Below are 25,088 nucleotides of genomic sequence, written 5' to 3'. Positions count from 1 at the left end.
CTTTAGTGTTTTCTGTTAAGTGCCTAATCTCATTCGTCCCAAATAATCAGCTTTCGTCAACGGCACCCCTTGAGCTCTCAATAAGTCATAGGCCGTGGTCGCATGAAAATTAAGGTTAGGGAGCGAAAACGACATGATGAAGTTTTCAGCCGTAAAAGGCATTTCCAATTCACCCATCTTGAATAGGATGTTTTTTCCACTCAAAGAATTAATGTAGTCTGGCGTAAATTGTTTGAGAGCCGCCTCTGTCTCTTCGACTATGGCTTGCAACCCGGCATAATTAGTCTTTTCTAAGTCTTTTGGGGGAGTAAAAACACCCTCTTCAATTCCTTTGATGGCCTTGGTGGAGTGCATGGGAATACAAACCACTTGAAACAACATAGGCAACATATCTTCATGAAGCCTCAGGCCCACGTAAGTATCGGGATCAATGTTGTTTTCTTGAGCGTAATCTGCGCCTCGTTTCAATACCCTTTTCACTCCGGAGACCGTCTGTAAAAATGATCCCACGCTTAGCTCGTACAATGATGTTGTCATGCTTCTTTCTCCTAGGTTTTCTTTACCACACTGGACTTTAACTTCATCGCACCAAAGCCCTCTATCTTACAATCGATATCATGACCATCAACTACGTATTCAGGATCCAGTATTCTGATGTTTTTCACTTTCGTTCCTACCTTAACAACCGACGAACTCCCTTTAACTTTAAGATCTCTAATAACAGTAACGGAGTCGCCAGAATTCAAAACGTTGCCGTTGGAACATTTGACGATCATCTGGTCGCCCACCTCGCTTTCATTCCATTCGTGTCCGCATTCCGGGCAAATGGTTAAGTCTCGATCTGCGTAGGTATAGTCACATTGGCATTGTGGGCAAGGGTTAGTCATAGAAACTCTGCTTGGGTGTCGGGCTCATAAACCGTTGAGCCATCGAGTAGAAAAATCCCAATCATCATAACCGATGAACCAAGACTTCACTCAATGAATAAACTTCACATCCTCCCTCAAATTGACTTCAACACTCTACGAAACGCTATGCAAAAAGCGCCAGACCGTTTCCGACCCAGCGCTTCGCGTTATTGAGGCTATTTAAGCACTAATTATCTAGCAAAGTAGGAAACCGACTATTAATCAGTTAAGCAATCTACGACTACCTGCTTTCTATGAGATTATTGACCACAGAGGGGTCTGCGAGTGTACTTGTATCACCTAGGTTGCTGTAATCGTCCTCGGCAATTTTACGCAATATTCTTCGCATAATTTTTCCTGACCTGGTTTTGGGTAAGCCAGGCGCCCAGTGAATCACATCCGGAGAGGCAACTGGACCGATTTCCTTCCTAACGTGTTTAACCAACTCGGCCTTTAGCTCGTCCGTGTAATCTACACCGGACATAAGAGTCACGTAAGCGTAAATACCCTGCCCTTTGATGTCATGCGGGTAACCAACCACGGCTGATTCTGCAACCGATTTATGTAAAACCAGCGCACTCTCAACCTCAGCGGTTCCCATTCGATGTCCAGACACATTGATAACGTCATCCACCCGTCCCGTAATCCAATAATATCCGTCTTCATCCCGGCGACATCCATCACCAGTAAAGTAGTAACCTGGATACATGGAAAAATAGGCTTCATGGAAGCGTTTTGGATTATTGTAAACGCCTCTCATTTGCCCAGGCCACGATCGAGGAATGGCTAAGTTGCCAGAAGCCGCCCCTTCGAGAACATTCCCTTCGTCGTCCAACAACACCGGTTCGACACCAAAAAACGGCAACGTTGCAGATCCAGGCTTAGCATCTGTCGCTCCTGGTAACGGCACAATCATGATGCCGCCAGTTTCAGTTTGCCACCAAGTATCAACAATGGGACAGTTTTCATGCCCCACTTTATGAAAGTACCACTCCCAAGCTTCTGGGTTTATGGGCTCACCAACCGTACCGAGAATTCTTAAACTACTGCGAGAAGTCGAATTTAAATACTCATCTCCCGCTCCCATCAAAGCGCGAAGCGCGGTAGGTGCGGTGTAAAATATATTGACCTTATGCTTATCTACAACCTGCCAAAAACGGCTGGCATCGGGGTACGTAGGAACGCCTTCAAACACCAACGTAGTCGCACCGTTAGCAAGGGGGCCGTACGTTAAATAGGAGTGGCCCGTGATCCAGCCGACATCAGCAGTACACCAGTAGACTTCCCCATCTCGATAGTCGAAGACATATTTAAACGTCATCATTGCGTAGAGTAAGTAACCTCCAGTGGTGTGCAGAACGCCCTTGGGCGTTCCTGTGGATCCAGATGTATACAGAATAAACATCGGATCCTCTGCCTCCATGACCTCGGGTTCGCACGTCAAATCTTGCTGCTTTGTAGCGTCTTCGTACCAGATGTCGCGACCATTAACCCAGCCCACCTGATTTCCAGTGACTTTACACACCAGTATCGACTCAACGGACGGGGTAGCTTCGCAGGCTTCATCCACATTTGCTTTCAACGGAATGGGTTTTGCTCCGCGTAACCCTTCATCGGCTGTGATCACCATTTTGCACTCTGAGTCGTTAATCCGGCCTCGTAAGGCTTCCGGTGAAAACCCACCGAACACCACGGAATGAACGGCCCCGATTCTCGTGCACGCTAACATGGCAAAAACCGCTTCGGGTATCATCGGCATGTATAAACACACACGATCACCTTTAGAAACACCTTGTTCGCGCATCGCATTCGCTAATTTGCATACCTCATCATGCAATTCCTGATAACTGATATTCTTGCATTGATTGGGGTCATCGCCCTCCCAAATTATGGCGGTTTGCGTCGCTCTCTGCGGTAAATGTCGATCAATGCAATTGACAGAAACGTTTAATTTTCCTCCTTCGAACCATTTGATATCGGCACTGTGGAAGTCATAAGAGCTAACCGTGTCCCACTTCTTGACCCAGTCTAAATTTTCTTCAGCTTGTTCAGCCCAAAAGCCATCCGGATCAGCTATCGAATGTTCATACATCCGCCGATATTGATCTTTGGTGAGCAGGGTGTTTTCTTTAATAGAGTCAAATACTGGATAGACTAAATTGTCAGACATGATCGTTACCTAAAATATGTGTGATCGGCATCAATGTATTAATGTGCCGAGTTTAATGGTTGCGTTTAATCAAACAACCAATTTATCAAATTTACTGTGCGCTTTTTCTAAAGTCTTTGTCAAATGACGTTGAGTACTCACTAAAGCCCATCGTGGTTTCAGCAAAGTAATACGCACCACTCGCTTCAACCGCGATCCGCGCTATGGTTTGAGTGTCTGTTTTGCTGGGAAGCTGCGTTTGCCACATCGTGTTAGAAGCATTTTCTGCGATCATTTGCGTCGGCGCAGACTCGTCACCATCCGAATGCAAAAATCCGATGGTTGCTTTTTGCAAAGCATGCGAGCTACTAAACAACACGAGGCCGTCGTCGTAGGACACTTTTAATGTTGATTTGAAATCCGCATTTTCTAGGCTGCACTCGCCGCTACTAAATCGACAATTTGATTTTGCAACCAATGGGTATGCCTGCCCTTCCTGCGCTATATGAGGACGCTCTTTTACAAGCCCATCGACCGCAAAATACGTCACCACGGCTAACACGGGCGCGACAATCAGAGCAATAATGACGTGCTTATTTTTGAAAAAACTCATTGACGGAAATTACCTTTTAAAAAGCTAAGTCTACCCTCTGTTTTACCAAAGGGTAGACTAATTAAACAACGTACTAACTGTAAGACTCGTGTTTGGGCTAAAACAAGCCTAGCCCCATACGGTCGACCTAGTGTGCAGCCGCTCCTCCGGCACCATGAGGAGATCTAATGTCATCGACCAAGTCCTGTATTTCCTTGGGCGGTTCAGCAGTCATCTTAGCGACTATCATTGCCACCGCAAAGTTTACCACTGCACCTACGGCACCAAAGGCATTGGGTTCAATACCCATAAACCAATTGGGACTCATGTCTCCTAGAAACGAGGTGCTCTTCACAAACATAATGCCTTTATGCTGGAAGACGTAAAATAGCGTGACGCCGATCCCTGAAAGCATTCCGGCAATAGCGCCTTGCGTATTCATGCGCTTATAGAAAATGCCTAACATCAGGGCAGGAAAGATAGACGATGCGGCCAAACCAAAAGCCAACGCCACCGTGCCTGCAGCAAAATCTGGCGGATTAAACCCCAGATATCCAGCAAGCAATACCGTGAAGGCCATTGCTACCCGAGAGGCATTAAGCTCAGCTTTCTCTGAAATATTAGGCTTTAACACCCCTTTTAAAAGGTCATGAGAGATCGCCGAAGAAATCGCCAGCAACAGCCCTGCCGCAGTCGAAAGTGCCGCAGCCAAACCACCCGCCGCAACCAACGCAATCACCCAATTGGGGAGTTGAGCTATTTCTGGGTTTGCCAACACAAGGATGTCATTATCGACCTTTACCATCTCATTAGATGCTTTATCGGCACTGTACTGAATTAAACCATCACCATTCTTGTCTTCGTATTTAAGAAGGCCTGTCTTTTCCCAATTTTTGAACCATTGTGGTCGTTCATCGTAAGCAAGATAAGACCCTGGCGTTGGTTCAAACGTACTCATGAGGTTCAAGCGAGCCATCGCCGCCACGGCGGGTGCAGTGGTGTACAAAATTGCGATAAATACCAAAGCCCAACCAGCTGACTTACGTGCGTCTTTGACGCTTGGCACGGTGAAAAAACGAATAATTACGTGCGGTAACCCAGCAGTACCAATCATTAGACTCATCGTGTACACAAACATGTTCAGGGTGCTTCCCCTGGTTGATGTTGTGTACTCCGCAAAGCCGAGTTCGGTCACCACTTGGTTTAACTTATCCAGCACATAGGTTCCATCTGAAAGCGTGCTGCCCAACCCCAATTGAGGGAATGGGTTACCGGTCAAGTTCAGTGAAATGAACACCGCAGGGATCGTGTAAGCAAAAATCAAGACCACGTATTGGGCTATTTGTGTATACGTAATTCCCTTCATTCCCCCTAAAACAGCGTAGATAAACACGATTATCATGCCCGCGGTCAGTCCAGCTTCATACGTCGTTTCTAGAAAGCGGCTGAACGCCACTCCTATCCCTTTCATCTGACCAATCACGTAGGTAACTGACGCTATGATTAGGCAAATAACGGCCACAATTCGAGCCGCATTCGAATAGTATCGATCACCGATAAATTCAGGCACGGTAAATTTCCCGAACTTTCGCAAATACGGAGCCAGACACATCGCTAACAGAACATAGCCGCCGGTCCATCCTAACAAAAACACAGATCCACCATAGCCCTGATAAGAAAATCCAATCAAACCAGCCATTGATATGAACGAGGCTGCTGACATCCAATCAGCTCCGGTTGCCATTCCATTTGCAATTGGGTGTATACCACCACCGGCGACATAAAACTCTTTAGTCGAACCCGCGCGCGCCCAAATGGCTATTCCAATATAGGTAGCAAAGGTAAAACCAACGACGATATAGGTTAGTAATTGTAAACTCATGCTTACTCTCCTCCACCAAATTGATCATCCAAATCTGACATCTTTTTTGCGTAGTAGAAAATCAAAACGACAAAAAGATATATCGAGCCCTGTTGAGCGATCCAGAAGCCCAAAGGATAACCACCTAGACTAATGGCATTGAGTGTATCCACAAAGACGATGCCGCCTAAAAAAGGAACCACAAACCAAATAATCAGCAGCTTGACAATCAAACTTACGTTGGCTTTCCAATAAGCCTCGGCATTGCTCTTCATGATAGCGTTCTCCATCCAAATTATTATAAGAATGCACAGTTTACGCCTGCATGAAGTGAGCGAGTATTCGACAATAGTCTTAGAGTTTAGCCATAACTTTGCCTTGCTTAAAAAGCCGCTTGATGGCTATAGTAAGTGCATGAATACTAAAGTGTTAATTGCCGACGATCACCCCTTATTTAGAGATGCCTTGCGCACGATTGTCAAATCAGCGCTGATCGATTGCGAGATCGACGAAGCGACGAATTACAAAGAGACGCACTGCGCCCTGGAAGAAGGTCAATACAGCATTGTATTTCTTGATCTCAATATGCCTGACTCCAGCGGCTTGTCTGATTTAGCCTTACTAAAAAAAACCAACCCTCAAACTCCAATTGTTGTTGTCTCCGCTCATCATGAAGCGGAAATTATCCGTGCTTGCCTAAACCACAACGCATCGGGCTATATCATTAAATCTTCAGCTCCTGAGCACATAAAGGAAGCTATTCAACAGGTCATGCAAGGCAATACCTATGTGCCTCCTGACGTATCGCTGGACCACAGTGGTGAACCGAATTTGGCTCAAAAATTAGACGCGCTCACCCCTTCTCAACTGAAAATTTTTATTGAAATGGGAAAAGGGAAACTGAATAAGCAAATTGCTTATGATTTGAAGATATCAGAGGCGACGGTCAAAGCGCATATAACCACTGTTTTTAAGAAACTCAGCATCAATAATCGTACGCAAGCCGTTCTATTGGCACAAGAACACCAAGCTAAAAATCCTGTTTTGCCTGGACAGTGACGTTAAAAGCTAGCCCCCTTATTCGTCGCACTAAATAAGTGGACTAGCGATTTAATATTAGAGTCGGTCTCTATAGATCTGTTGCCGGAACAGATTTAATGTCATTCCATTTACTGTCTGCGTCCGCGATATACTGCGCTTCGTCTTCAACCCAGGTTTCGGCGACATCCACATTTTTGTTTACGTAGAGCTTACCGTTTACGACCTTGAACGCTTTTCCATCAATTTCAAACTTTTTACCGTAAGCGGCGCCTAAAGCACAAAAGCCGCCAAATTGGGGCGCGTATTTTGCTGGTTGCAGATTAAACGTGTCTCGATTTTCAGCTGATTTGAAGCGATATATTGCGCCTTGATACACACTGGTAAAATCTTTATTTCCTTCTACTGCCATGTTTTCAGTAAAGTAGGCTACCGCGTCATGTCCCGCGAGGATGATTCCATTGTCGTCTACTTCAATGTCACTGCCAGCTAGCGCTAGCGAAAATGATGCTAAGAAAAAAATTGACACAAAAGGTACAACGATATTTTTAATATTCTTCATAAGGTCTCAAAATAGTTTATTTGTAAAATGCTTCGCGAATTCGATTCTCGAAACCATGCCCTAAAGAGAGCACAGCCTTTAGACCCAGTCAGAAGACAATCCGTTACAAAAACTTGACTAAATAAACATCCTTATTTTTGAACTCTACCCTAATGGGCTTGATAGACGCGATCAAACCCTGCGCCAGTCACAAGAACACTGTGGACACAAAGGAGTCAGCCTTTTGAAATGTTGAACAAACTTAAGCATTCACATCGATCACAACTCGACCATTTAGTTTTCCATCAAGCAATTGATCAGCTAAGCTCGGAAACTCACTCATCCCTTTAACAGTACACAATGAGTTCAAATCCGTTGTTGTTAACAATTGCGACAATGAGGCCCAAGCTCTCTCTCGATCTGCCATAGGCGCCATCACGGAATCAACCCCTTTGAGCGTTACCCCTCTTAGAATAAACGGCATCACAGTACACGACAAATCAAGACCACCAGCTAGACCGCACGCAGTAACAATGCCGTTGTACTTTGTTTGAGCGAGTAACGTGGCAAGTGTTGAACTGCCTACTGAATCAATACTTGCACTCCACCGTTCTTTTTCAAGGGGGCGTGACTTACGACTGAATTCATCTCGAGATAGAACGCTACTCGCTCCGAGGCGCATTAAATAATCGTGCATAGATTCTCGACCGCTCACGGCAACCGCCTCGTAGCCCAATTGGCTCAACAAGGAAATCGCGACGGAACCCACACCGCCAGACGCGCCGGTCACTACCACGGGGCCGTCCTCGGGAGTCACTCCATGATCCTTAATCGCATTGATACAAAGCATGGCCGTATAGCCAGCCGTTCCAATCGCCATGGCCGCCTTTGAATCAAAATTGGGAGGAGTCCTAATAAGCCATTCTGATCGAACGCGCTGGTATTGGCTATATCCTCCCCAATGAATTTCCGACATTCCAAATCCATTGACCAGAACTTGGTCACCAGCGGACCATGCGGAGGTCTTAGATTCAACCACCGTTCCTGCAAAGTCGATACCACACACCATCGGGAGGTTTCGGCAGATCTTCCCACGCCCACTGACCGCCAAAGCATCTTTATAGTTTAACGTGGAGTAGTCTATCTTAACTAAAACGTCATTGTCTGGAAGCTCGTTAATAGAAACGTCTTTAAGCTCTGCGGAAAAACCCGCGTCACCATCAGACGCAACCAACGCGGTAAACTTATCTGGATACTTCATATTCTTCTCCTTTGAGTTGATGTTCCAACTCCGTTATTACGCTCGGATCGTCGATCGTAGGCGGTACAGAGTAAGCTTCATGATTAAGCATCGACTTTAGTGTCTTGCGAAGAATCTTGCCAGAACGCGTTTTAGGCAAGCTATGCACAATGTGAGTCTGTTTATAACACGCAATTCCTCCCACTTCCGAACGTACCAAGTCAACTAACTCAGACGCCACATTTTCTGGATTATCGTGCGCTGAAAGAACAACAAACCCAACTGGCACTTCTCCTTTTAATTCGTGCCTCATGGCAACCACGGCACACTCGGAAACCGACGAATGCTGAGCGAGAACTTCTTCCAGATCACCCGTAGACAGCCTGTGACCGGCCACATTAATTACGTCATCCACGCGTCCCATGATGAAAACATAGCCTTCATGATCTACATATCCCCCATCACCACTTGAGTAGTAACCCAGGAATTGACTTAGGTAGGCGTCCTGAAATCTAAGATGATCGCCCCAAACCGTCATCAAACAGCCAGGGGGCAACGGTAATTTTATGACTACTTTACCCTGTTCTCCGGCTTCGCAACGCTGGCCTGACTCATCTAAGACTCGAACATCAAACCCAGGCACGGGTTTAGTGGCAGACCCGTATTTAACCGGCAAATCTTCCACGCCCGTCAAATTCGCGCAGATCGGCCAACCGGTCTCAGTCTGCCACCAATTATCAATAACACCAACACCCAACTTCTCCCCCATCCAAACCTGTGTTGGTGGATCGAGTCGCTCACCCGCTGCGAATACTCGACGCAAACTTTCTGTATTATATTTTTTGATCAACACGCCATTCGGGTCCTCTCTACGAATGGCCCTGAATGCCGTAGGTGCACTGAACAACGTGTTTACATTGTATGCTTCAATCACTCGCCAAAATGCACCGGCATCTGGGGTCATTATTGGCTTTCCTTCAAAGAGAATTGTGGTACAACCCCGAATCAATGGCCCATAAACAATGTAGCTATGGCCAACCACCCAACCAACGTCTGACGCCGCCCAAAACACATCGCCGGCATTCATATCAAACACCGACCCCATACTGTAGTTCAATGCAGTGGCATGACCTCCGTTGTCCCTGACAATTCCTTTAGGACGCCCGGTTGTACCAGAGGTGTACAAAATATACAGTGGGTCACAGGCATTCACAGGAACGCAGTCCACCGGGCCTGACCGCTCTAACAGCGTTTTCCAATCGAAGTCACGCCCTTCGTGAAGAGGCGCTGAGGCCGCTTCACGTTGCAACACAACGCAGGCACTCACTTCGTGCTCACACAACCGCAATGCTTCGTTAATGAGCGGAGCGTAGGGAATAATCCGCTCGACCTCTATTCCGCACGATGCGGTTAAAATAACACTCGGCTTTGCATCAGCGATGCGTGATGCTAGCTCCGGTGCCGCAAAGCCGCCAAAAACCACAGAATGTATAGCGCCTATTCGTGCGCAAGCCAACATTGCTATCGCGGCTTCTGGGATCATCGGCATATAGATAATCACCGTATCGCCTTTGCTAACACCTAGATCGATCAGCATACCGGCCGCCCTAGCGGTTAAATCTAATAAAGACTCATAACTATAAGTGAGTGACACTCCGCTAACAGGAGAATCGTAAATAAGCGCTGCTTGCTTTGCGCGTCCATTGAGCACGTGATGATCCAGAGCTAAGTAGCAAGTGTTCATTGTTCCATCTGCAAACCATTGTGATTGGCCATCGACTGATTCATGACCTACCGTTGGTTGGTTATACCAAGCCAACTTCGAAGCCTGCTGTCTCCAAAATTCATCAGGCGTTCTCAACCACTCATTGTATTCATTTTCGTACGTCATTAGCGGGCCATGCTTTAGTTAGGATGTGGCCACTATCACACAGTAGCCAATCCCCTCACAATTCGACAATAGTCTGACACCAGAGTGATTTGATGCCAGAGCGTCGGAGAGCCAAACTTGCTAAATATTCGACACCAAATACATCATCAATGATTTTAACGCCGCTGGCTCGATTGGCTTTGCCATATACAGTAAGTCATTATCTGCCGCTTTATTTTTTAAGGTCTTGTCTTGTTCTGCCGTGATTAAAACTCCTTGCAACGGCTTAGAACTGCCGCGGCACTTTTCAAGAAAGTCCAACCCTGTTGCATCGCCGTCTAACCGATAGTCAGCCAACACAACATCATATTCGTTGTCGTCAAACTGTTGCTTAGCCTCCTCAAACGACACCACGCATGAAACCTCGCATCCCCAGCCTTCGAGTAATGTTTCCATAGCGGCAAGCACGTTATCGTCGTTATCCAAACACAGAACGCGGGTGCCAATGAGCTTCATATCCATCATTGGAGGTTTGTTATCCACCGACCGAGTCATTGAAGGCAATGATTTCGTTTCAGGCAGAGTGATGGAAAATGTACTGCCCTTTCCCACTTCTGATTTAACATCAAAATCAACCTCTAACAGAGAACATATACGTTTAACGATGGATAGCCCCAAACCTAAGCCACGACTTGATCTACGCTTTCCGTCATTAACCTGATAAAATTCGGTGAAAATGTGATCAAGATGCTCCTTAGCGATACCCAAACCAGAATCAACAACGCTAATTTTCACCCGACCTAGCTCGGAGCGAAAAGCGCGAAGTGCGACGCTCCCTCCCTCAGGCGTATAACGAAGCGCGTTTGCAACCAAATTGAGCATCACTGAAAACAGCAATTGCCGGTCACTAAAGATAAACAGAGGGCTGGCATCAACCGTTAACGAAACTTGCTTATCATTGGCGCTTGCCTGCATTTCGGATTCTATGCCACGTAAAAATTCTTGAACCGATAACACCTTAGGCTCAGGCTCAATGCCGCCAGCGTCCAATTTTGATATATCCAACAAAGCCCGCAGCAATTCATTGGCCGTCGTCAAAGATTGATCAATACTCTGAGATAAGCGAGCCACTTCGGAAGGGTCATTAGAGCGCTCCGAAATGCTGTGTGTGAACAATCGGGCCGCGTTAATCGGTTGCAGTAAATCATGACTCGCGGCAGCTAAAAAGTGTGTTTTACTTCTTGTGTTACGCTCTAATTCCTTGGTGATAGCCTCAAGTTCAAGTGTTCTCTCTTGTACTCGAGTTTCCAGCTCTTCGTTAGCTTCTCTTAGTAACTTTGCCGCATTAACACTCTCTGTTATGTCTTCGTAAGTGGTCACAAATCCGCCGTCCGGCATGGGCACGCCAGTGGCTTTCAATATGACCCCACTGACGGTTTCCCGAACAGTGGTGTATTTGGAGCGCTGTTGTAAATATTTAATCCGTTTTGCGATTTCGACTGCTGCGTCTTTACCTGCAAAGTCCCCTCTTTCGGCACTGTACTCAAAAACAAGTCGAATGGGTTTACCCACGTAAATCATGCTTTCCGGGTAATTGAACATCTTCAAATAATTGTCGTTCCAAACAACCAAATTCAAATCATCGTCCACAACAGCGATGCCATGAGTGATATTTTGCAATGTCGTCTGGAGCAAATTACGATTAAATTTTAAGGCGGTCGACGTTTCATCAACCAGGTGCGTTAGCTCACCAATAAACTCCTCATCACCAAGCAATGTATCGGATATCACACGTTGGGCCGATGCGGTCCCAATCACGCCAGCAATGGCCGTTTGCACCGCCGCAATCAAGCCTTGGTCTGCTTCTGTCTCAATAGATAGATCCAATCCTGTTCTCTGCTCATACTGAGAAAACAAAGCTCTAGAGCTTTTAGCGCCTATGATTCGTTCAGCAACAATATGTAATGCATCAGGGCTCACTTCATACACATTTGTGGCTGCGCCTGACGATTTCGACGTCCGACTAGAAGCGCCAGCATAGAAGAAACGACTGGCCTGCAGCTCTTCAATCACGGATTGCGACTCGCGAAAACTAAACACCACGATCATTAGAACATTCACACCCAAACTCCAGACCACGCCATGAGTTAGTGAATTATCAAAGCTAAAGCCAAATAGATTCTGAGGGTGGAGTACTGAGTCGGCAAATACTGAGTCGATGGAACCTTGCGACAAAATAGTCGGAAGGACCAGTGTATAGGCCCAAAGTAAAAAGCCGCCAGCCAGACCAAGAAAGACGCCTTCGCTATGAGCTCTTCGCCAGAATATAGCGAACAGCGTCGCGGGTAAAAATTGAATGATTCCGGCAAATGACACCAGGCCGATATTCGCCAGCTGCTGGTTGCTATCAATCATTTTAAAGTAGCCGTATGCGCCCAGCATTAAACCCAAAATTGCCAACCTTCTGATCGTCAAAATGACGTTATTCAAATCGTCTCGCTTAAGGAAACTAATGCCATTGCGCCGAATCAACAGCGGCATGACTAGGTCGTTACAGATCATCGTACTCAAACTAATTGCCGCAACCACAACCATGCCAGTCGCCGCTGATAATCCACCGATAAACGCCACGACCGCTAAGGTGTTATTTCCTGCCGTTAACGGAAGCGAAAGAACGTACATATCTTCTGGAGAATTAGGCAGTAATACCATGCCAGACAACGCAATTGGGATAACGATGACGCTCGTGAGCACCAAATAAACGGGCATTACCCACATCGCGGTCTTAAATTGAGTGTGATCCCTCGCCTCAACAACGGCCACCTGAAACTGCCTCGGCAATAAAATAATGGCTGACATACTCAACAGCAGCTTGGTTGAGAAACTAGTCCAGGTCGAGTTGCCTCCTCCGAACGCCTCTTTTAGCGGTTGGCTGTCAACAAAATCACCAAACCCGCTGTGCGCACCCGCGTCGAGCAGTAAGTACATGGCGTAATAGCCAACGGCCAGAATAGCAACCAGCTTTACGATAGACTCAAACGCGATGGCCAGAATCATGCCCTTATGATGCTCTGTCGCATCCAAGTGCCGTGTACCGAACAATATGGTAAAAAGCACCAACCCTGCCGCGACGATCAGAGCCACGTTATCAGAAATAAACCCCCTTGCCTCGACATGAGAGCCCAGGCCATCGTTGCTCAGAATCGAGTAAGAGCTTGAGATGGCTTTCAACTGTAATGCAATGTAAGGCAGAGAACCGGCAACCGCTATCACCGTAACCAGCATGGCTATCTTTCGGCTCTTTCCGTAACGACTTGATAAAAAATCTGAGATCGTGGTAATGCTGTTTTGTTTACAGATCAGTATGATTCGTCTGACCACCGGATAACCGAATAAAAACACCAAGCAAGGCCCAAGATATATTGCCAAATAATCCAGGCCATCTACGGCCGCCGTACCCACCGCGCCATAGAAAGTCCATGAAGAACAATAAACGGCCAAAGACAAAGCGTAGACAAAGTTACTGTTATAAGGCTTACCAGCCTTTAAAGAACCACGATCACCAAAATACGCGATCAAGAACAGCAAAAAAATGTAGGCAAATCCGATCAGCGCTATGGCGTCGACATTCTTCATTGAAAGCCCTCCGTTTTGATAGTTATTATTGTTTTTGCACTGATCTCACGCTGCGTTGTGTTGAGCATCGTTTAGATTGCACATAGTAGGACAAAACACCAAGCAAAAAAACCGAAGCAGCAATTACGCTGCTTCGGCAAAACATAGGCCATAGCTCACATGGCCAATACTACTATGAGGTTACCCTCATTCCGAACTGTTCTAAAAACCGTATTTAGCCGTTAACTGGAGGCGGGTCAAATCCCCATCCGTCCCATTTTCCAGCTCGCGGTTTGCTTGGATTATCGCCCCACCAAAGGTTATCTTTGGCGTAGGGGAATAAAACAAATTTAAATTAAAATTTGAGACAGACTCAGTATTCGCCGAGGAAAGCCCATTTGCTAAATCAGCTGATGAATAGGAATATTGAATAGTAGAACGTAATTTTTCATTCCAGTGATGGCGATAAGCGACGTACCCGCCTGTAACACTGGTCAAATCAAGGTTGCCCGCAGCATCAATGCCTCCATCTCGAAACGCGTTCAAGGCGATATACCTTCCTAAATTACCGTGCGCTATGGAATATTTTAGATCATCACCGTTACTGAACACGATTTTTCCGGCGAGGTTAACGGCAAAACCAAAGTCGCTCTCATCATTAGCACCATCGTTATAGGCTATTTCACGCCCCATTGCCGACAATGCAAACGAGTGCCCTCCGCTTTTCCCGTTAAACCGAGCAATCACGTCAGGAACGCTGTTGTCATCGAAATTACTTGCCGCGATACCAGAACCTGCATCGGCTAAGCTGGTTGACGGATTTTCAGCAGCCAGCATGAACGAGGATCCTCCGCCTAGCTTTTTAGTCCATCGGATCTGTTGTTGGCGATTAAAGATCGTCCCGGATGTGGGGCCAATGAACTCGACCGACTCCGGTAGAGCCCCGACATTAAAAAAGGTACTCCATGTTTGACCGACTAATAACGACGCATCGTCGGCATAATCCCACGCAAGGTAAGCGTGCCTCATTCTGGAGTTGTTCGAATTAGAAACACGTTCGTCACCACCGCCACTTAAGAAATCCATTTCGATATGGGACTTAATCTTACCTACCGCCGTATCGGTTGATGTTTTGAAATACAAGCGGGAAGTTGCCACATCAGAATTGAACTCAGCCCCCTCACTCGATGCTGAGTCACCGACAGGTATTAGACTGGGAACTAGAATACGAGAAGCCACCGAAGCACTGGGAGCAGCACCATCTTGATAATCGTCAAACATGCCATTTACCTTGATAAACCCACCATAACTTAGGCTGGTGCCCTTACTCAGGTTTACGTTATGGCTGCTCGCGGACACACGATCACTCACCTTACTTACTTCAGAAGCCAACGACTTTGTTTCGTCTTCGCGGTGCTGTTTTTCCTGCATGACCAAGTTCTTTAGCTGCTCAAGCTGTGCCTCTAGCTGTTTGACTTTAGCCTCTAACTCTGGGCTCGCGAAGGCTGCCTGTGGGGCCATTGAAATGGCGACCATACCCGCACAAAAACTGGATACTAGTTTTCTCTTCATCCGTCTTCTCCTCACATCATTATTATTGGTGAGGTCGAACTATCGCAATCTTCAACACCTACAGGTATTAGCCGATAGTCTAATTACGACTAAAGTCGTATCCGAAACCAGTTGACATGATCAGCCAGGAACGGCAGTTATAAAGAGTCCAAAAATGACTTAGCGTACAAAGTAATGAACTCTGAATTCCCACCAGAACATAGAGAAGCCGGTCGGTTTCTAGAAACAATCAAACCGTTTGATTCGCTAAGCCAAAAACAATTACTCTTTTGCGCCAGCAACCTTCTTACTACGTATCATCGGGCCTTTATTGACGAACAACAGACGGCGGCCGTGTTGGACTATAAAAACCCATCACTTTTTGTTGTTCGTGCAGGCGTATTTGATATCAGAACGGATAACGACGAGTTGGTAGAGCGAGTGTCCGAAGGTGGCTTCTTCGGGTTTATCTCTTTATTAACAGGGAAGAACACAAAACATAAATTGCATGTGGTGGAAGACGGGCTGCTCTATCGTTTAGACAAAAAAGCCTTTAAAACAATACGCAATCAAAGCTCTGAGTTCGATCATTTTTTTAACCAAGCGTTTGCTCAACGTCTGCGAGTCGGTTTGCGCAAAAGACCCGAAAACACAGCCTTGGCCACGGTAGTTCAGGAAGTGATGGCGAAAGGATTAATAGCGGTAAACCCCGACACCACAATCAGAGAATCAGCGCAGCGCATGTGTGACCATAATATCGCGTCATTAGCGATTATTGATGATCAGAAACAATTAGTTGGCCTATTCACTGACAGCGACTGTAGAAAAAGAGTAGTGGCTGAGAGCATCGACATTTCGCAACCAATAGAACAAGTGATGACCTCTAGCCCGATCACGGTTGATCAACATGCCATGGTGCACGAAGCTACCTTAATCATGATTAGACATAAAATAAAGCACCTACCCGTCACAAACATGGGTAAGCCTGTCGGGATGTTGACGTTAAGCGACCTAATTAGACTTCAAGCCTCTGACCCCGTGCTCATCATTAATGACATACATCGCTCTAAGTCAATCGACGAGCTGGCAAAACTATTTGAGAAAATACCTGAATTGCTATTACAGCTTATAAAACAAGATGTTAGAGCAGACGATTTAGGTAGAATACTAACCTCGGTAACCGGAGCGTTGACCCGTCATTTGATCCACCTGGCCCAGCTAAAACTGGGGAAAGAGCCCTGCCCGTTCGTCTGGCTGGCCTTCGGTTCACAAGGCAGACAAGATCAGTCCGCTAAATCAGATCAGGACAATGGCTTATTGATTGCAAACAATCACAATTCAGACAACGATGGCTATTTCTATGAGTTGGCTCAGTTCGTAAATCGAGGCTTGGATGCTTGCGGGTATGTTTACTGTCCGGGCGACATTATGGCGAAAAACCCTCAATGGCGCATATCCTTAGATGCGTGGAAAAGTACGTTTCACAAGTGGATATCAGAGCCCTCGGAAAAGGCGTTAATGCACACAAGTATCTTTTTTGACATGCGCCCAATTCACACAAGCCAAGGCGCGGAAGACCTTTTTGAGGATCTGCAAAAGCACGTACTTAAGTTAGCCAAAGACAACGGCATATTTTTGGCTCTTCTTACCAACAATGCACTGGGGTTAACACCTCCACTGGGGTTTATTAAGCAACTGGTGGTTGAAACCAGCGGCGAACAAGAAAACACCTTTGACATCAAAAAGAGAGGCATTATGCCGATTACCGACATCGCACGAATTCACGCTTTGTCGGCGGGAATGAGCACGGTTAATACTCGTGAGCGTATCAAGGCTTTAATAGAAAGTGGGCTAATCAGCGATGTCGACGGGAAAAACTTATTGGATGCGCAAGAGTTCATATCCCATCAGCGCCTGCTGCATCAAGGCTTACAACTAAGCCGAAGTCAATCGCCTGATAACCATATAAACCCCAGCAGTCTTAGCCAATTGACTGCGCGCCAGCTAACCGACGCATTCAAGGTAGTTAGAGACCTACAGCGCGGCCTTAAATTGTCATTTCAAAGAGGCTTACTGTGATTATCACTGGAGCCATCAAAGACAAAATACAATCCGCCGCACAACGTAGGCATGCAAAACTGTGCAAAGATGGGCCACTAAAAGAGCTTCTGTCCTCTGACCCGCCTTCTCGCCGCCTTGACCTCAGTGCTATCTCCTATTTGGTGGCTGACTTAGAGATGACAGGCTTAAACTCGAGCAAAGATGACATTGTAAGTTACGGATTTACGGTAATTGAAAATCTGGCTATTAATCATTCCTTATCGCAACATCACACCGTTTCGCTATCAAACGCAAACCTCGCGCAATCAGCGCCGATACACGGCCTATTTCACAAAGATTTAGCGCACGGTTTGAGCCCTAAAAAAGCACTCGATGTCTTTTTAGAAAACCTAGCTGGCCATGTCCTGGTACTGCACAACGCTCATCTAGACAGAAAGTTCATAAACGCCGCATGCCAAATTCATTATGGCGCGGACTTAGTATGGCCCACTATAGACACGATGCAGATTGAGGCAAAACGTCTGAACTTAAAAGGCAACGTTGCGCATAAGATAGACTTAGCAAACAGTCGTAAACGTTATGGGTTACCAAATTACGCACAACATAACGCCGCTGCGGACGCGCTTGCCACAGCCGAATTGTTTTTAGCGCAACTAACCCGGATCGATTCAGATAAGCAACGAAAACTACATGAAGTCATCTAAGTGATGAAAATTAGCTGATAAATATCAAGGCCTTATCACAAGGGTTTCAGAAATTTTATCTTGTATGGCTTGCCTGTTGGCATCCCAATAAATCTGCAAAAAGCCTGATAAGCCCGTAGCCAACCCAGCACTGTATCCGCCGTATCGGCCTATGCTCTCCCAGAGATCGATATCCCCTCCATCGATCCGCACAACCTTGATACCAAGGACTCGTTTACCAACGGTCTGACCTTGCCACCAAGCGGTTAACACGCTGAAGTACACCGACGCCCACCCAAAGCTCCAGCCTAAGTCGCCCAATCGACCTTCAACCCACTCCATGAAAGAACCAGCCCCGGATGAATTCCCGGTAATTGAATGAGCTTTGCTGAACCTAGATTCGTATACGCTCTGGCCCAAGCTTACGTTTGATGAGTCAGAATCCAATCTGTCGTGCTTTTCTAAAAAGGCCCTGACGTCTTCGTAAATTTTGTTAGCCTTCTTAAACTTTATGCCTTTACTGATAAGATCGCTTGATAGCGCCTCAAAAAAACGAGTATCGCAAGCAGACTCCTCTTTACAAATCGCCTTTTTGTCATCATCCAGCAGCGATGAGATTTCCAGTTCATACCCTCGGCCATCAAACGTTAGCACGGGCTGCTTCTGCACTAATTGCTGAACCTCGACGCCCGCTTTGTCGGCATCTGTTGCTGCCTCATTGCTATTAATATAGCCGCTCAACCAGGTCTGCAAAAACAACAGCAACAAAGCGAAAACCGAAATGCCCCCCAAAGAAAACTTAATGAGTTGTTTGCCCTCATCCTTGCGTATACGAATAAACGTTTTAACGGCAATTAAAAACACAATTAAGGTTAACCAATAGCTGTCCAACAAGGTGAGTAAAGCTATGCAAATAAAATCGATAAGCAAGGCCATCAGCCGCCTCATAGGACTGGCTAAGCGCACTCCCAAAAGAGACTCGTGCACACCAAAGGCAAATGGCGTGACGACCTTTCTTGTTTCTTTATCTTCTGTAAAATTGGCGTTAGGAGTTGGATCTGTCATTCTAAGTGTAAGTAAACGCGTTTTTAATAACTGAGTATTATGCCCAAATAGCGTTAATTTTGTTTGATTAGTAAAAAATAGCCCCATATACTCCTCAGCCGCTGCTAAACTAGCGGAATCGAAGATTTACCCAAATTCGCGATTTAGATTTAGATCTCAATTGCAATCGAAAATGGGGGCGACATGGCTTCGACATGGGTCGCGAAACCTTCGGTGCATGTAGAGCATTGCAGACTAACTCTTAAAACTAGCTGCAAAAGTTATAGTTGCAAACGACGATAACTACGCACTAGCAGCTTAGAGCCGCTAGGGTCTCGCCGGAGTTGTTCATGGCTTTGGACTTTGAGATCTCATCTCACATGTAATCGCGAGTAGCTTGTGTCGATTAAGCTGCCGTTAAAACGCAATTCGACCCGCCCCGCACCGAGTGCGTTTGTCCAGTTGGAAGGGGTTAAACTAAAGACAAACTAAACATGTAGATCCGTAGAGCGGAGGGCTTGTGGACGCGGGTTCGATCCCCGCCGCCTCCACCAAATTAAAAAGGTCACCTTATTGGTGGCCTTTTTAATGCTTTTAAGTCCTAGAAACCGAACCTGGGTTTTCTGTAATGCAAGATAGCGAGATTTCCCATGCTGATGTCTCTCTTATGATCAAGAGTGTGCCAATATCGAGATCCAAATCACAAAATAGCTTATAGCTAACAGCCACTTAGAGCCTCAACTTAACGACTAAGATCACAAACCAGGCGCCTGTCTCAGTGAAAAATCGACTCTGCCCCCTTTTCTTAAATTATCTCCAGCTCGTTTCGCCAAAGATCTAGCAAGGATAAGCAAATGGGCAACCTCTAAAATAAATTCATGAAACTCATCAAAGTAACTATTGTAATTTCTATTCAGGTGGCAGGTGCACTCATAGCTATTGATAAGTTAGCCCTACCCGAGAGAACTGGACAAAAAGATATAGGTTTGGAGCGAACTAATTGCTGGTTTGACAAAAAGCTATGGGGAGTATTCACTTTTTGCTACTACATGAACGTTCCAGAGGATCATCAACAACCTGCCGGGCGGCAAATTAGGTTCCCGGTTGTCTATTTTAAAACTACAAATGTACTTTCTAACAAAGCTCCGGTTCTTCATCTAGGAGGCGGAGGACCTGGCGGGCCGATGTATTTGGATTCCCATGAAGGAGTTAAAAATATAAAGGAAGAGCACGATGATTTCTCTCTAAAAAAAGACAGAGACTTAGTCGTTATCGATGTTCGAGGAACCGGATTAGCAAAACCTTCCCTAGCTTGTCATCATTTCGTAAAACTTCAACTCAATATCTTAGAGCAGAACCTATCATTCGCTGAGGAATTTGCTTTAGACGAAGCCTCAATTTTAAAATGCATTAATGAATATAAAAGCCGTGGAATTGGCTTAACTCATTACAACAGCGCCTCGATCGCAAAAGATATTGATCTTCTAAGAAAATCACTAGGGACAAAACAACTAGTCTTATTTGGCGTCTCCTACGGAGCTGTCTACGCGCAGGAAATGGCAAGAAGCAAGCCCGAAGTTGTCGAGAGCATGATCCTCGACAGCGCCGCATTTCCGCATATTTCTCTAGATGAAGACCTTGTTAAAAAGACACTGGCTCCATACAGATCACTCTATACCCACTGCGCTATAAATCGAAGCTGTAACATCACAATTAATAATACTAAAAAGCGTATTTGGACTATATATCGACAGCTTAAGCTACATCCCATTGAGATGACTATAGAAAATCACAATACAGGAGAAAACCTAACGGCTTTGCTAAATGGTAATCGCTTTATCGCCTCGTTGATCAATGCTAGTTACAGTATGGATATTTATGATGATTTAGCCCTCATAATTGATCAATTAGAACAAGGAAATACTCAAACAATGGAACCCTATTTTGCAGACTATGCTACGTATATGCTTGACCCTCAATGGGGTGATGTTAATGCTCGAGCACACTACTGCTATGAAACCAAGCCATTTATCGATCTGAAAAAACTTCGCTCAAGTATCGACCGTCTACCCAGTGGTTACATTCGAGATTCAGCATTACTCTCCACCGAGTCCAACGACTTTTGCAAGGAAATGGATGTGTCAGCCGCAAAAGAGTCTTTGGGAGAAGAGCAGCCGATTAACGTGCCGACTCTGTTTTTGCAAGGAAGGTATGACTCAATTACTCCCTTGTTTGATGTTGAAAATTCAAAGAGGTTGTTCCCAAATAGCAGGCTGCTAACATACCAAACAGCACATTCTGTCATGACCGCCAATCAATGCGCCGAAATATCAGCAGGAAAGTTCGTTGCAAATCCGAATGCGCAAGATCTGAGCTGCTAGTAGGACTGCTTATAAGTGTACATGAAAGCCTAGTTACACAATACGAAAAGCAGAATGCAACCAACTCCAATGTCTCAAGCCGCGACTTCTCCTTTGACTCTAAGCTTTGGCGCACCTAGCGCAGTATGCCCACCCGCTCTTGCATATCGATTTGTTTAAAACCGAGAGCTAAACGCCTTTTTTTGATTTGATTTAACAAAGACCTCATTACCAATACTCACCACACAAAACAATAAAGAAGCATATTGGCTTCACTCACACAGAAATGAAACCTAAATGGTTCTTTTTTTATACCAGAATGAATCATTTATGCTTCTTTATAACCGTAAAGGCCAAAGATTCTTCGATGCTTCTATTTGATAGACAGTTTAAATAATGCTGTATTTTGGCATCAGGAATACCAATTTATGACTATTTTTAAACCGGTATGTGAATCGGCATTTTGGTACCGAAACCACAGAAGTAAGACCTACGTTCCGATGAACAATTGATTTAGCCAGCAAATCTCACAAAATGACAACAAGATAAAATCTTAGGCGCCGCGCTCAACACGAAGGTCAAGCACGGAAATCGAGCTCGATTATGCCTACAGGGATGCAGCTAAGGGGAGTGAGCAGGAGCGGAAGCTTTGCCTTCCAATTAGCACGCAAACTCACCTTTCACGGCTTGATTCTCTGAGCAGCGGTCACCTTAAGCCAGACGATGTAAGCAGCCATATCATCTTCCCCACCAAAACAAACTTGACGGTTATTACCTCGCTGAATCACATGCTGCGTCACGCCAACTGGTGCCACTCTAGGTAATCTCGACATTACTACCTCCTTGTAGTGTTCCATCTATCGTTAGCATACCATAGCGATTAGCTCGTTAATTTTACTCTGACCCCGAATATTACATAGAGGTTAAAAATCCGGTCTACATGTTGGCAATCTTATGGTGTTTTTAAAGGAGGTAAATGGGTTAGGATAGAATACTCGGGCCGGACTTTAAAAATACAAAATTACGTAGCCACGTTCATCTTAAAGTTCTAGGCTATTAAGATTAAATCTAGTCTCTCAGCTGAACAAGAGAAGGCCCCTTAAAACATCATTTCCCCAAAGCCACAGAGTGGTGTTAGTCAATTGTCTAACTAATTGCATTTGAAATGCAAAAAAGTGCATATTTTGTATTTCGAGCAATCATTAACGTATCTTTTCCATGTGTAATCACCCAGAATAGCCGCCGATAGTTCGGGTCAGGTCTCACTAAATCGGCTTTGTCAGCCAAACGCTATCGTCCAAAGCGTCATTGGCGAAAGCAGGGGTTATATACATGAAATGTTCTAAATTGATTTACGTCAACATAGGTTTAGCTTGTTGTTTTTTATTCACAATCGTCAGTTTTGCTAATGACGATATTGTACCGATTCCCACGAAGGTTAAAACGAATAAGGATTTGGTTGAGGTCGGTAAAAAATTATTTTTTGACACTCGACTTTCAGCGAATGATGAGCTGTCATGTGCGAGTTGTCATAATGTTGTGGATGGTTGGGGCGCCGAACCATCCGCGGTATCAACGGGAATTCGACAACAATTGGGAAAAAGGAATTCTCCAACAATTTTCAATTCCGTTCTTAACTTCAAGCAATTTTGGGACGGGCGCGCAGATAATCTTAGCCATCAAGCAAGTTTCCCAGTTACTGATCAAGTGGAGATGGGTATGTCTTCATGGGATGAAGTTATCGTAAAGCTAAAAGGAGATAACTATTACACTGCTGCATTCAAACAGCTTGGGTTTGACGGAGTCAATAAAAAGGCGGTGGTAGAGGCGATAGCGGAATACGAAAAAACGCTACTGACACCAAACTCTCCTTTTGATCAATTTTTGAATGGTGATGTTGGTGCACTAAATCAACAGCAAATTGACGGCTACCGGCTGTTTAAAAGTTACGGGTGCATTTCATGCCACCAGGGCGTGAATGTCGGTGGTAACATGTTCCAAAAATTTGGAGTATTGGAAGACATCAGCCTCCACAACGGTTCGCTAAGTGAAGATTTAGGGAGGTACAACGTCACAGAAAACGAATGGGATAAACGGGTTTTTAAAGTTCCTAGCTTGAGGTTGGCCGCGGTTACACCTCCGTATTTTCATGACGGGTCAGTTAAGACATTACAAGATGCCGTAGAGATTATGATTGAGTTTCAACTTGGTCGAGGAGTTCCAGACGAAGACCGCGACGCGATCATCTCTTTTTTGGGGTCGCTAGTGGGTGAAAAACCGCAGGGAGTAAAATAGTATGAAAAATCTACTTATTTTTCTTATTTGCCTATTATTTTTCACTCTTGGGGGCGTTTATGTATACCTCGAATACAAGGCTTTGCCAAACATAGAAGCTAAAGCAAACGAGCTAAACGCAGATCTGCTTCGGATTGAAAATGCCAATACTCGCCTTAATGAGCTGCTGTTACGCAGTAGAGCTAACATGGACACAAATTACGACATGTTGGTGCGCGCCAGTGCTGAGATAGAGAGTCTTTTGGACAATTTAGAAGAAGGTTATTTGACTGAGGGGGCCGATGAAAGTAGTGTTTTTTCAAATCGTCTCAAGACCTTAAGAGCTGCATTTATCAATAAGCTCGACAGTGTTGAAAAATTCAAGACTAATAACTCAGTACTTCGAAACTCCGAGCGCTATGCGCCAGAGATTGGGCAAGAATTAACTTCTTTAGCAGATTCTTCTGGTCAACCCGATGTCTCAAAGTTGTACAGTAACGCGGTGTTTGACTTGCAAAATTTCAGCAGGCAGGCCAGCAATATAGAACCAACTAAACTCAAACAAATGGCTGTACAACTTCGCCAGACCACTGGGCTAATGCCTGAGTATCTAGAAATCGAAATTGCGCAATTTGCTACTCACGTAGAGACCGTCGCATCGGTCAAGCCAAAAACCGATAGATATCTTAGCGTGGCGCTTAATTCTGCACTTGATAAAACTGATTCTGTAGCCAGTTCATGGGTGCCGATGGGGTCTCAAAGCCAAGCACACACCAATTTCAATCTTTTGTGTGTCTTTTACCTAATTGCATTAACGCTTTTCTTTCTGATTACTACGGCCTTGGTATTCCGTCGAATACATAAGTTGAATCAACACAATCGAAATCAATCAGGTGAAACACTCGCTGCGAACCTAAAGGTCTCAGATTTACAAGAATCATCGAGTAGGAATGAAGAATTAGCTTTATTGGGCGAGAGAGTAAGACAGAATCAACCTGAATTGAGTTCTTTCATCAATCAGATTCGAACTGGACTCGAAAGCTTGGACAGCGGGCTTAGTGATTTGTTAAAGGTGCATGGTAATGCTGTTTATATCTCGAGCCATGCTCAGTCCAAATCTCCGGATAAGGCCACAATCTCTGCGCTTCTTCGAGAACAAATTAGGTTGGTACGGTCAACCAATACAGACTCCACTGAAACCATCAAAGTGTTGCAGGACACCCAGAGAAACGCTCGCGAAGCCAGTGATCTGATCAGTAAGGTGATTATGGAGCCCGCTTCGTCTGAATGACAGTAGAAGT

At 45.3% G+C, this 25,088-nt stretch carries 19 protein-coding genes and 1 other RNA gene; 7 read left to right on the top strand and 13 right to left on the bottom strand.

The features are described from left to right. Positions 1-15: 15 nt before the first annotated feature. From ABWW54_RS10990 to ABWW54_RS10965, 6 genes are all read right to left on the bottom strand, one after another. Positions 16-537: a DUF1993 domain-containing protein gene (locus ABWW54_RS10990; protein WP_353412299.1), complete on the bottom strand. Its 522-nt coding sequence runs from the start codon at positions 535-537 to the stop codon at positions 16-18. Between the two features lie 11 nt (positions 538-548). Continuing rightward, the gene (locus ABWW54_RS10985) at positions 549-887 is read right to left on the bottom strand and encodes a zinc ribbon domain-containing protein YjdM (protein ID WP_353412298.1); all 339 of its coding nucleotides are present in this window, start codon (positions 885-887) and stop codon (positions 549-551) included. Positions 888-1,149: 262 nt separating this feature from the next. Beyond that, positions 1,150-3,078 carry an acetate--CoA ligase gene (gene acs / locus ABWW54_RS10980; protein ID WP_353412297.1) on the bottom strand — a complete coding sequence of 643 codons (1,929 nt, stop codon included), beginning with the start codon at positions 3,076-3,078 and terminating at the stop codon, positions 1,150-1,152. 91 nt (positions 3,079-3,169) lie between these two features. Beyond that, positions 3,170-3,670, bottom strand: coding sequence for a hypothetical protein (locus ABWW54_RS10975; protein WP_353412296.1), 501 nt, complete (start codon positions 3,668-3,670; stop codon positions 3,170-3,172). Between the two features lie 127 nt (positions 3,671-3,797). Continuing rightward, positions 3,798-5,531, bottom strand: a complete 1,734-nt coding sequence (locus ABWW54_RS10970) for a sodium:solute symporter family protein (RefSeq protein WP_353412295.1) — start codon at positions 5,529-5,531, stop codon at positions 3,798-3,800. Between the two features lie 2 nt (positions 5,532-5,533). Further along, positions 5,534-5,785: a DUF4212 domain-containing protein gene (locus ABWW54_RS10965; protein WP_353412294.1), complete on the bottom strand. Its 252-nt coding sequence runs from the start codon at positions 5,783-5,785 to the stop codon at positions 5,534-5,536. Positions 5,786-5,816: 31 nt separating this feature from the next. Between ABWW54_RS10965 and ABWW54_RS10960 the strand changes: the two genes are divergently transcribed. Further along, positions 5,817-6,569, top strand: coding sequence for a response regulator transcription factor (locus ABWW54_RS10960; protein WP_353412293.1), 753 nt, complete (start codon positions 5,817-5,819; stop codon positions 6,567-6,569). Between the two features lie 70 nt (positions 6,570-6,639). Here the strand turns inward: ABWW54_RS10960 and ABWW54_RS10955 are convergent, their stop codons facing one another. From ABWW54_RS10955 to ABWW54_RS10935, 5 genes are all read right to left on the bottom strand, one after another. Further along, positions 6,640-7,110, bottom strand: a complete 471-nt coding sequence (locus tag ABWW54_RS10955; protein ID WP_353412292.1) for a YHS domain-containing (seleno)protein — start codon at positions 7,108-7,110, stop codon at positions 6,640-6,642. Between the two features lie 241 nt (positions 7,111-7,351). After that, positions 7,352-8,350, bottom strand: a complete 999-nt coding sequence (gene acuI, locus ABWW54_RS10950; protein WP_353412291.1) for an acrylyl-CoA reductase (NADPH) — start codon at positions 8,348-8,350, stop codon at positions 7,352-7,354. Then, a complete protein-coding gene (locus ABWW54_RS10945) occupies positions 8,334-10,220 on the bottom strand; it encodes an AMP-binding protein (protein WP_353412290.1) in 1,887 nt (628 codons plus the stop codon). Before ABWW54_RS10945 ends, acuI begins: the two co-directional genes overlap by 17 nt. 120 nt (positions 10,221-10,340) lie before the next feature. Next, a complete protein-coding gene (locus tag ABWW54_RS10940; protein WP_353412289.1) occupies positions 10,341-13,835 on the bottom strand; it encodes a hybrid sensor histidine kinase/response regulator in 3,495 nt (1,164 codons plus the stop codon). A gap of 201 nt (positions 13,836-14,036) precedes the next feature. Then, positions 14,037-15,386, bottom strand: a complete 1,350-nt coding sequence (locus ABWW54_RS10935; protein WP_353412288.1) for a DcaP family trimeric outer membrane transporter — start codon at positions 15,384-15,386, stop codon at positions 14,037-14,039. 174 nt (positions 15,387-15,560) lie between these two features. Here ABWW54_RS10935 and ABWW54_RS10930 point away from each other — a divergent pair, with 174 nt between their 5' ends. Continuing rightward, positions 15,561-17,444 carry a DUF294 nucleotidyltransferase-like domain-containing protein gene (locus ABWW54_RS10930; protein WP_353412287.1) on the top strand — a complete coding sequence of 628 codons (1,884 nt, stop codon included), beginning with the start codon at positions 15,561-15,563 and terminating at the stop codon, positions 17,442-17,444. Continuing rightward, a complete protein-coding gene (locus tag ABWW54_RS10925; protein ID WP_353412286.1) occupies positions 17,441-18,130 on the top strand; it encodes an exonuclease domain-containing protein in 690 nt (229 codons plus the stop codon). Before ABWW54_RS10930 ends, ABWW54_RS10925 begins: the two co-directional genes overlap by 4 nt. Before the next feature lie 24 nt (positions 18,131-18,154). Here the strand turns inward: ABWW54_RS10925 and ABWW54_RS10920 are convergent, their stop codons facing one another. Next, entirely contained in the window at positions 18,155-19,174 is a 1,020-nt protein-coding gene (locus ABWW54_RS10920; protein WP_353412285.1) for an RDD family protein, read from the bottom strand. A 174-nt stretch (positions 19,175-19,348) separates the two neighbouring features. On the opposite strand from ABWW54_RS10920, the gene ssrA reads away from it, so the two are divergent. Together ssrA and ABWW54_RS10910 are read left to right on the top strand one after the other, a co-directional pair. Continuing rightward, positions 19,349-19,707: a transfer-messenger RNA gene (gene ssrA / locus ABWW54_RS10915) on the top strand. A 324-nt stretch (positions 19,708-20,031) separates the two neighbouring features. Then, entirely contained in the window at positions 20,032-21,534 is a 1,503-nt protein-coding gene (locus ABWW54_RS10910; RefSeq protein WP_353412284.1) for an alpha/beta fold hydrolase, read from the top strand. A 659-nt stretch (positions 21,535-22,193) separates the two neighbouring features. On the opposite strand, the gene ABWW54_RS10905 is transcribed toward ABWW54_RS10910, so the two are convergent. Further along, a complete protein-coding gene (locus ABWW54_RS10905; protein ID WP_353412283.1) occupies positions 22,194-22,346 on the bottom strand; it encodes a hypothetical protein in 153 nt (50 codons plus the stop codon). Between the two features lie 499 nt (positions 22,347-22,845). On the opposite strand from ABWW54_RS10905, the gene ABWW54_RS10900 reads away from it, so the two are divergent. Together ABWW54_RS10900 and ABWW54_RS10895 are read left to right on the top strand one after the other, a co-directional pair. After that, a complete protein-coding gene (locus tag ABWW54_RS10900; RefSeq protein WP_353412282.1) occupies positions 22,846-23,808 on the top strand; it encodes a cytochrome-c peroxidase in 963 nt (320 codons plus the stop codon). 1 nt (position 23,809) lies between these two features. Continuing rightward, a complete protein-coding gene (locus tag ABWW54_RS10895; RefSeq protein WP_353412281.1) occupies positions 23,810-25,078 on the top strand; it encodes a DAHL domain-containing protein in 1,269 nt (422 codons plus the stop codon). The last annotated feature ends 10 nt before the right edge of the window (positions 25,079-25,088 follow it).

It is taken from the genome of Arenicella sp. 4NH20-0111, from assembly GCF_040366405.1.
GTDB lineage: Bacteria > Pseudomonadota > Gammaproteobacteria > Arenicellales > Arenicellaceae > Arenicella.
This window is presented reverse-complemented; position numbering and strand designations above follow the sequence as displayed.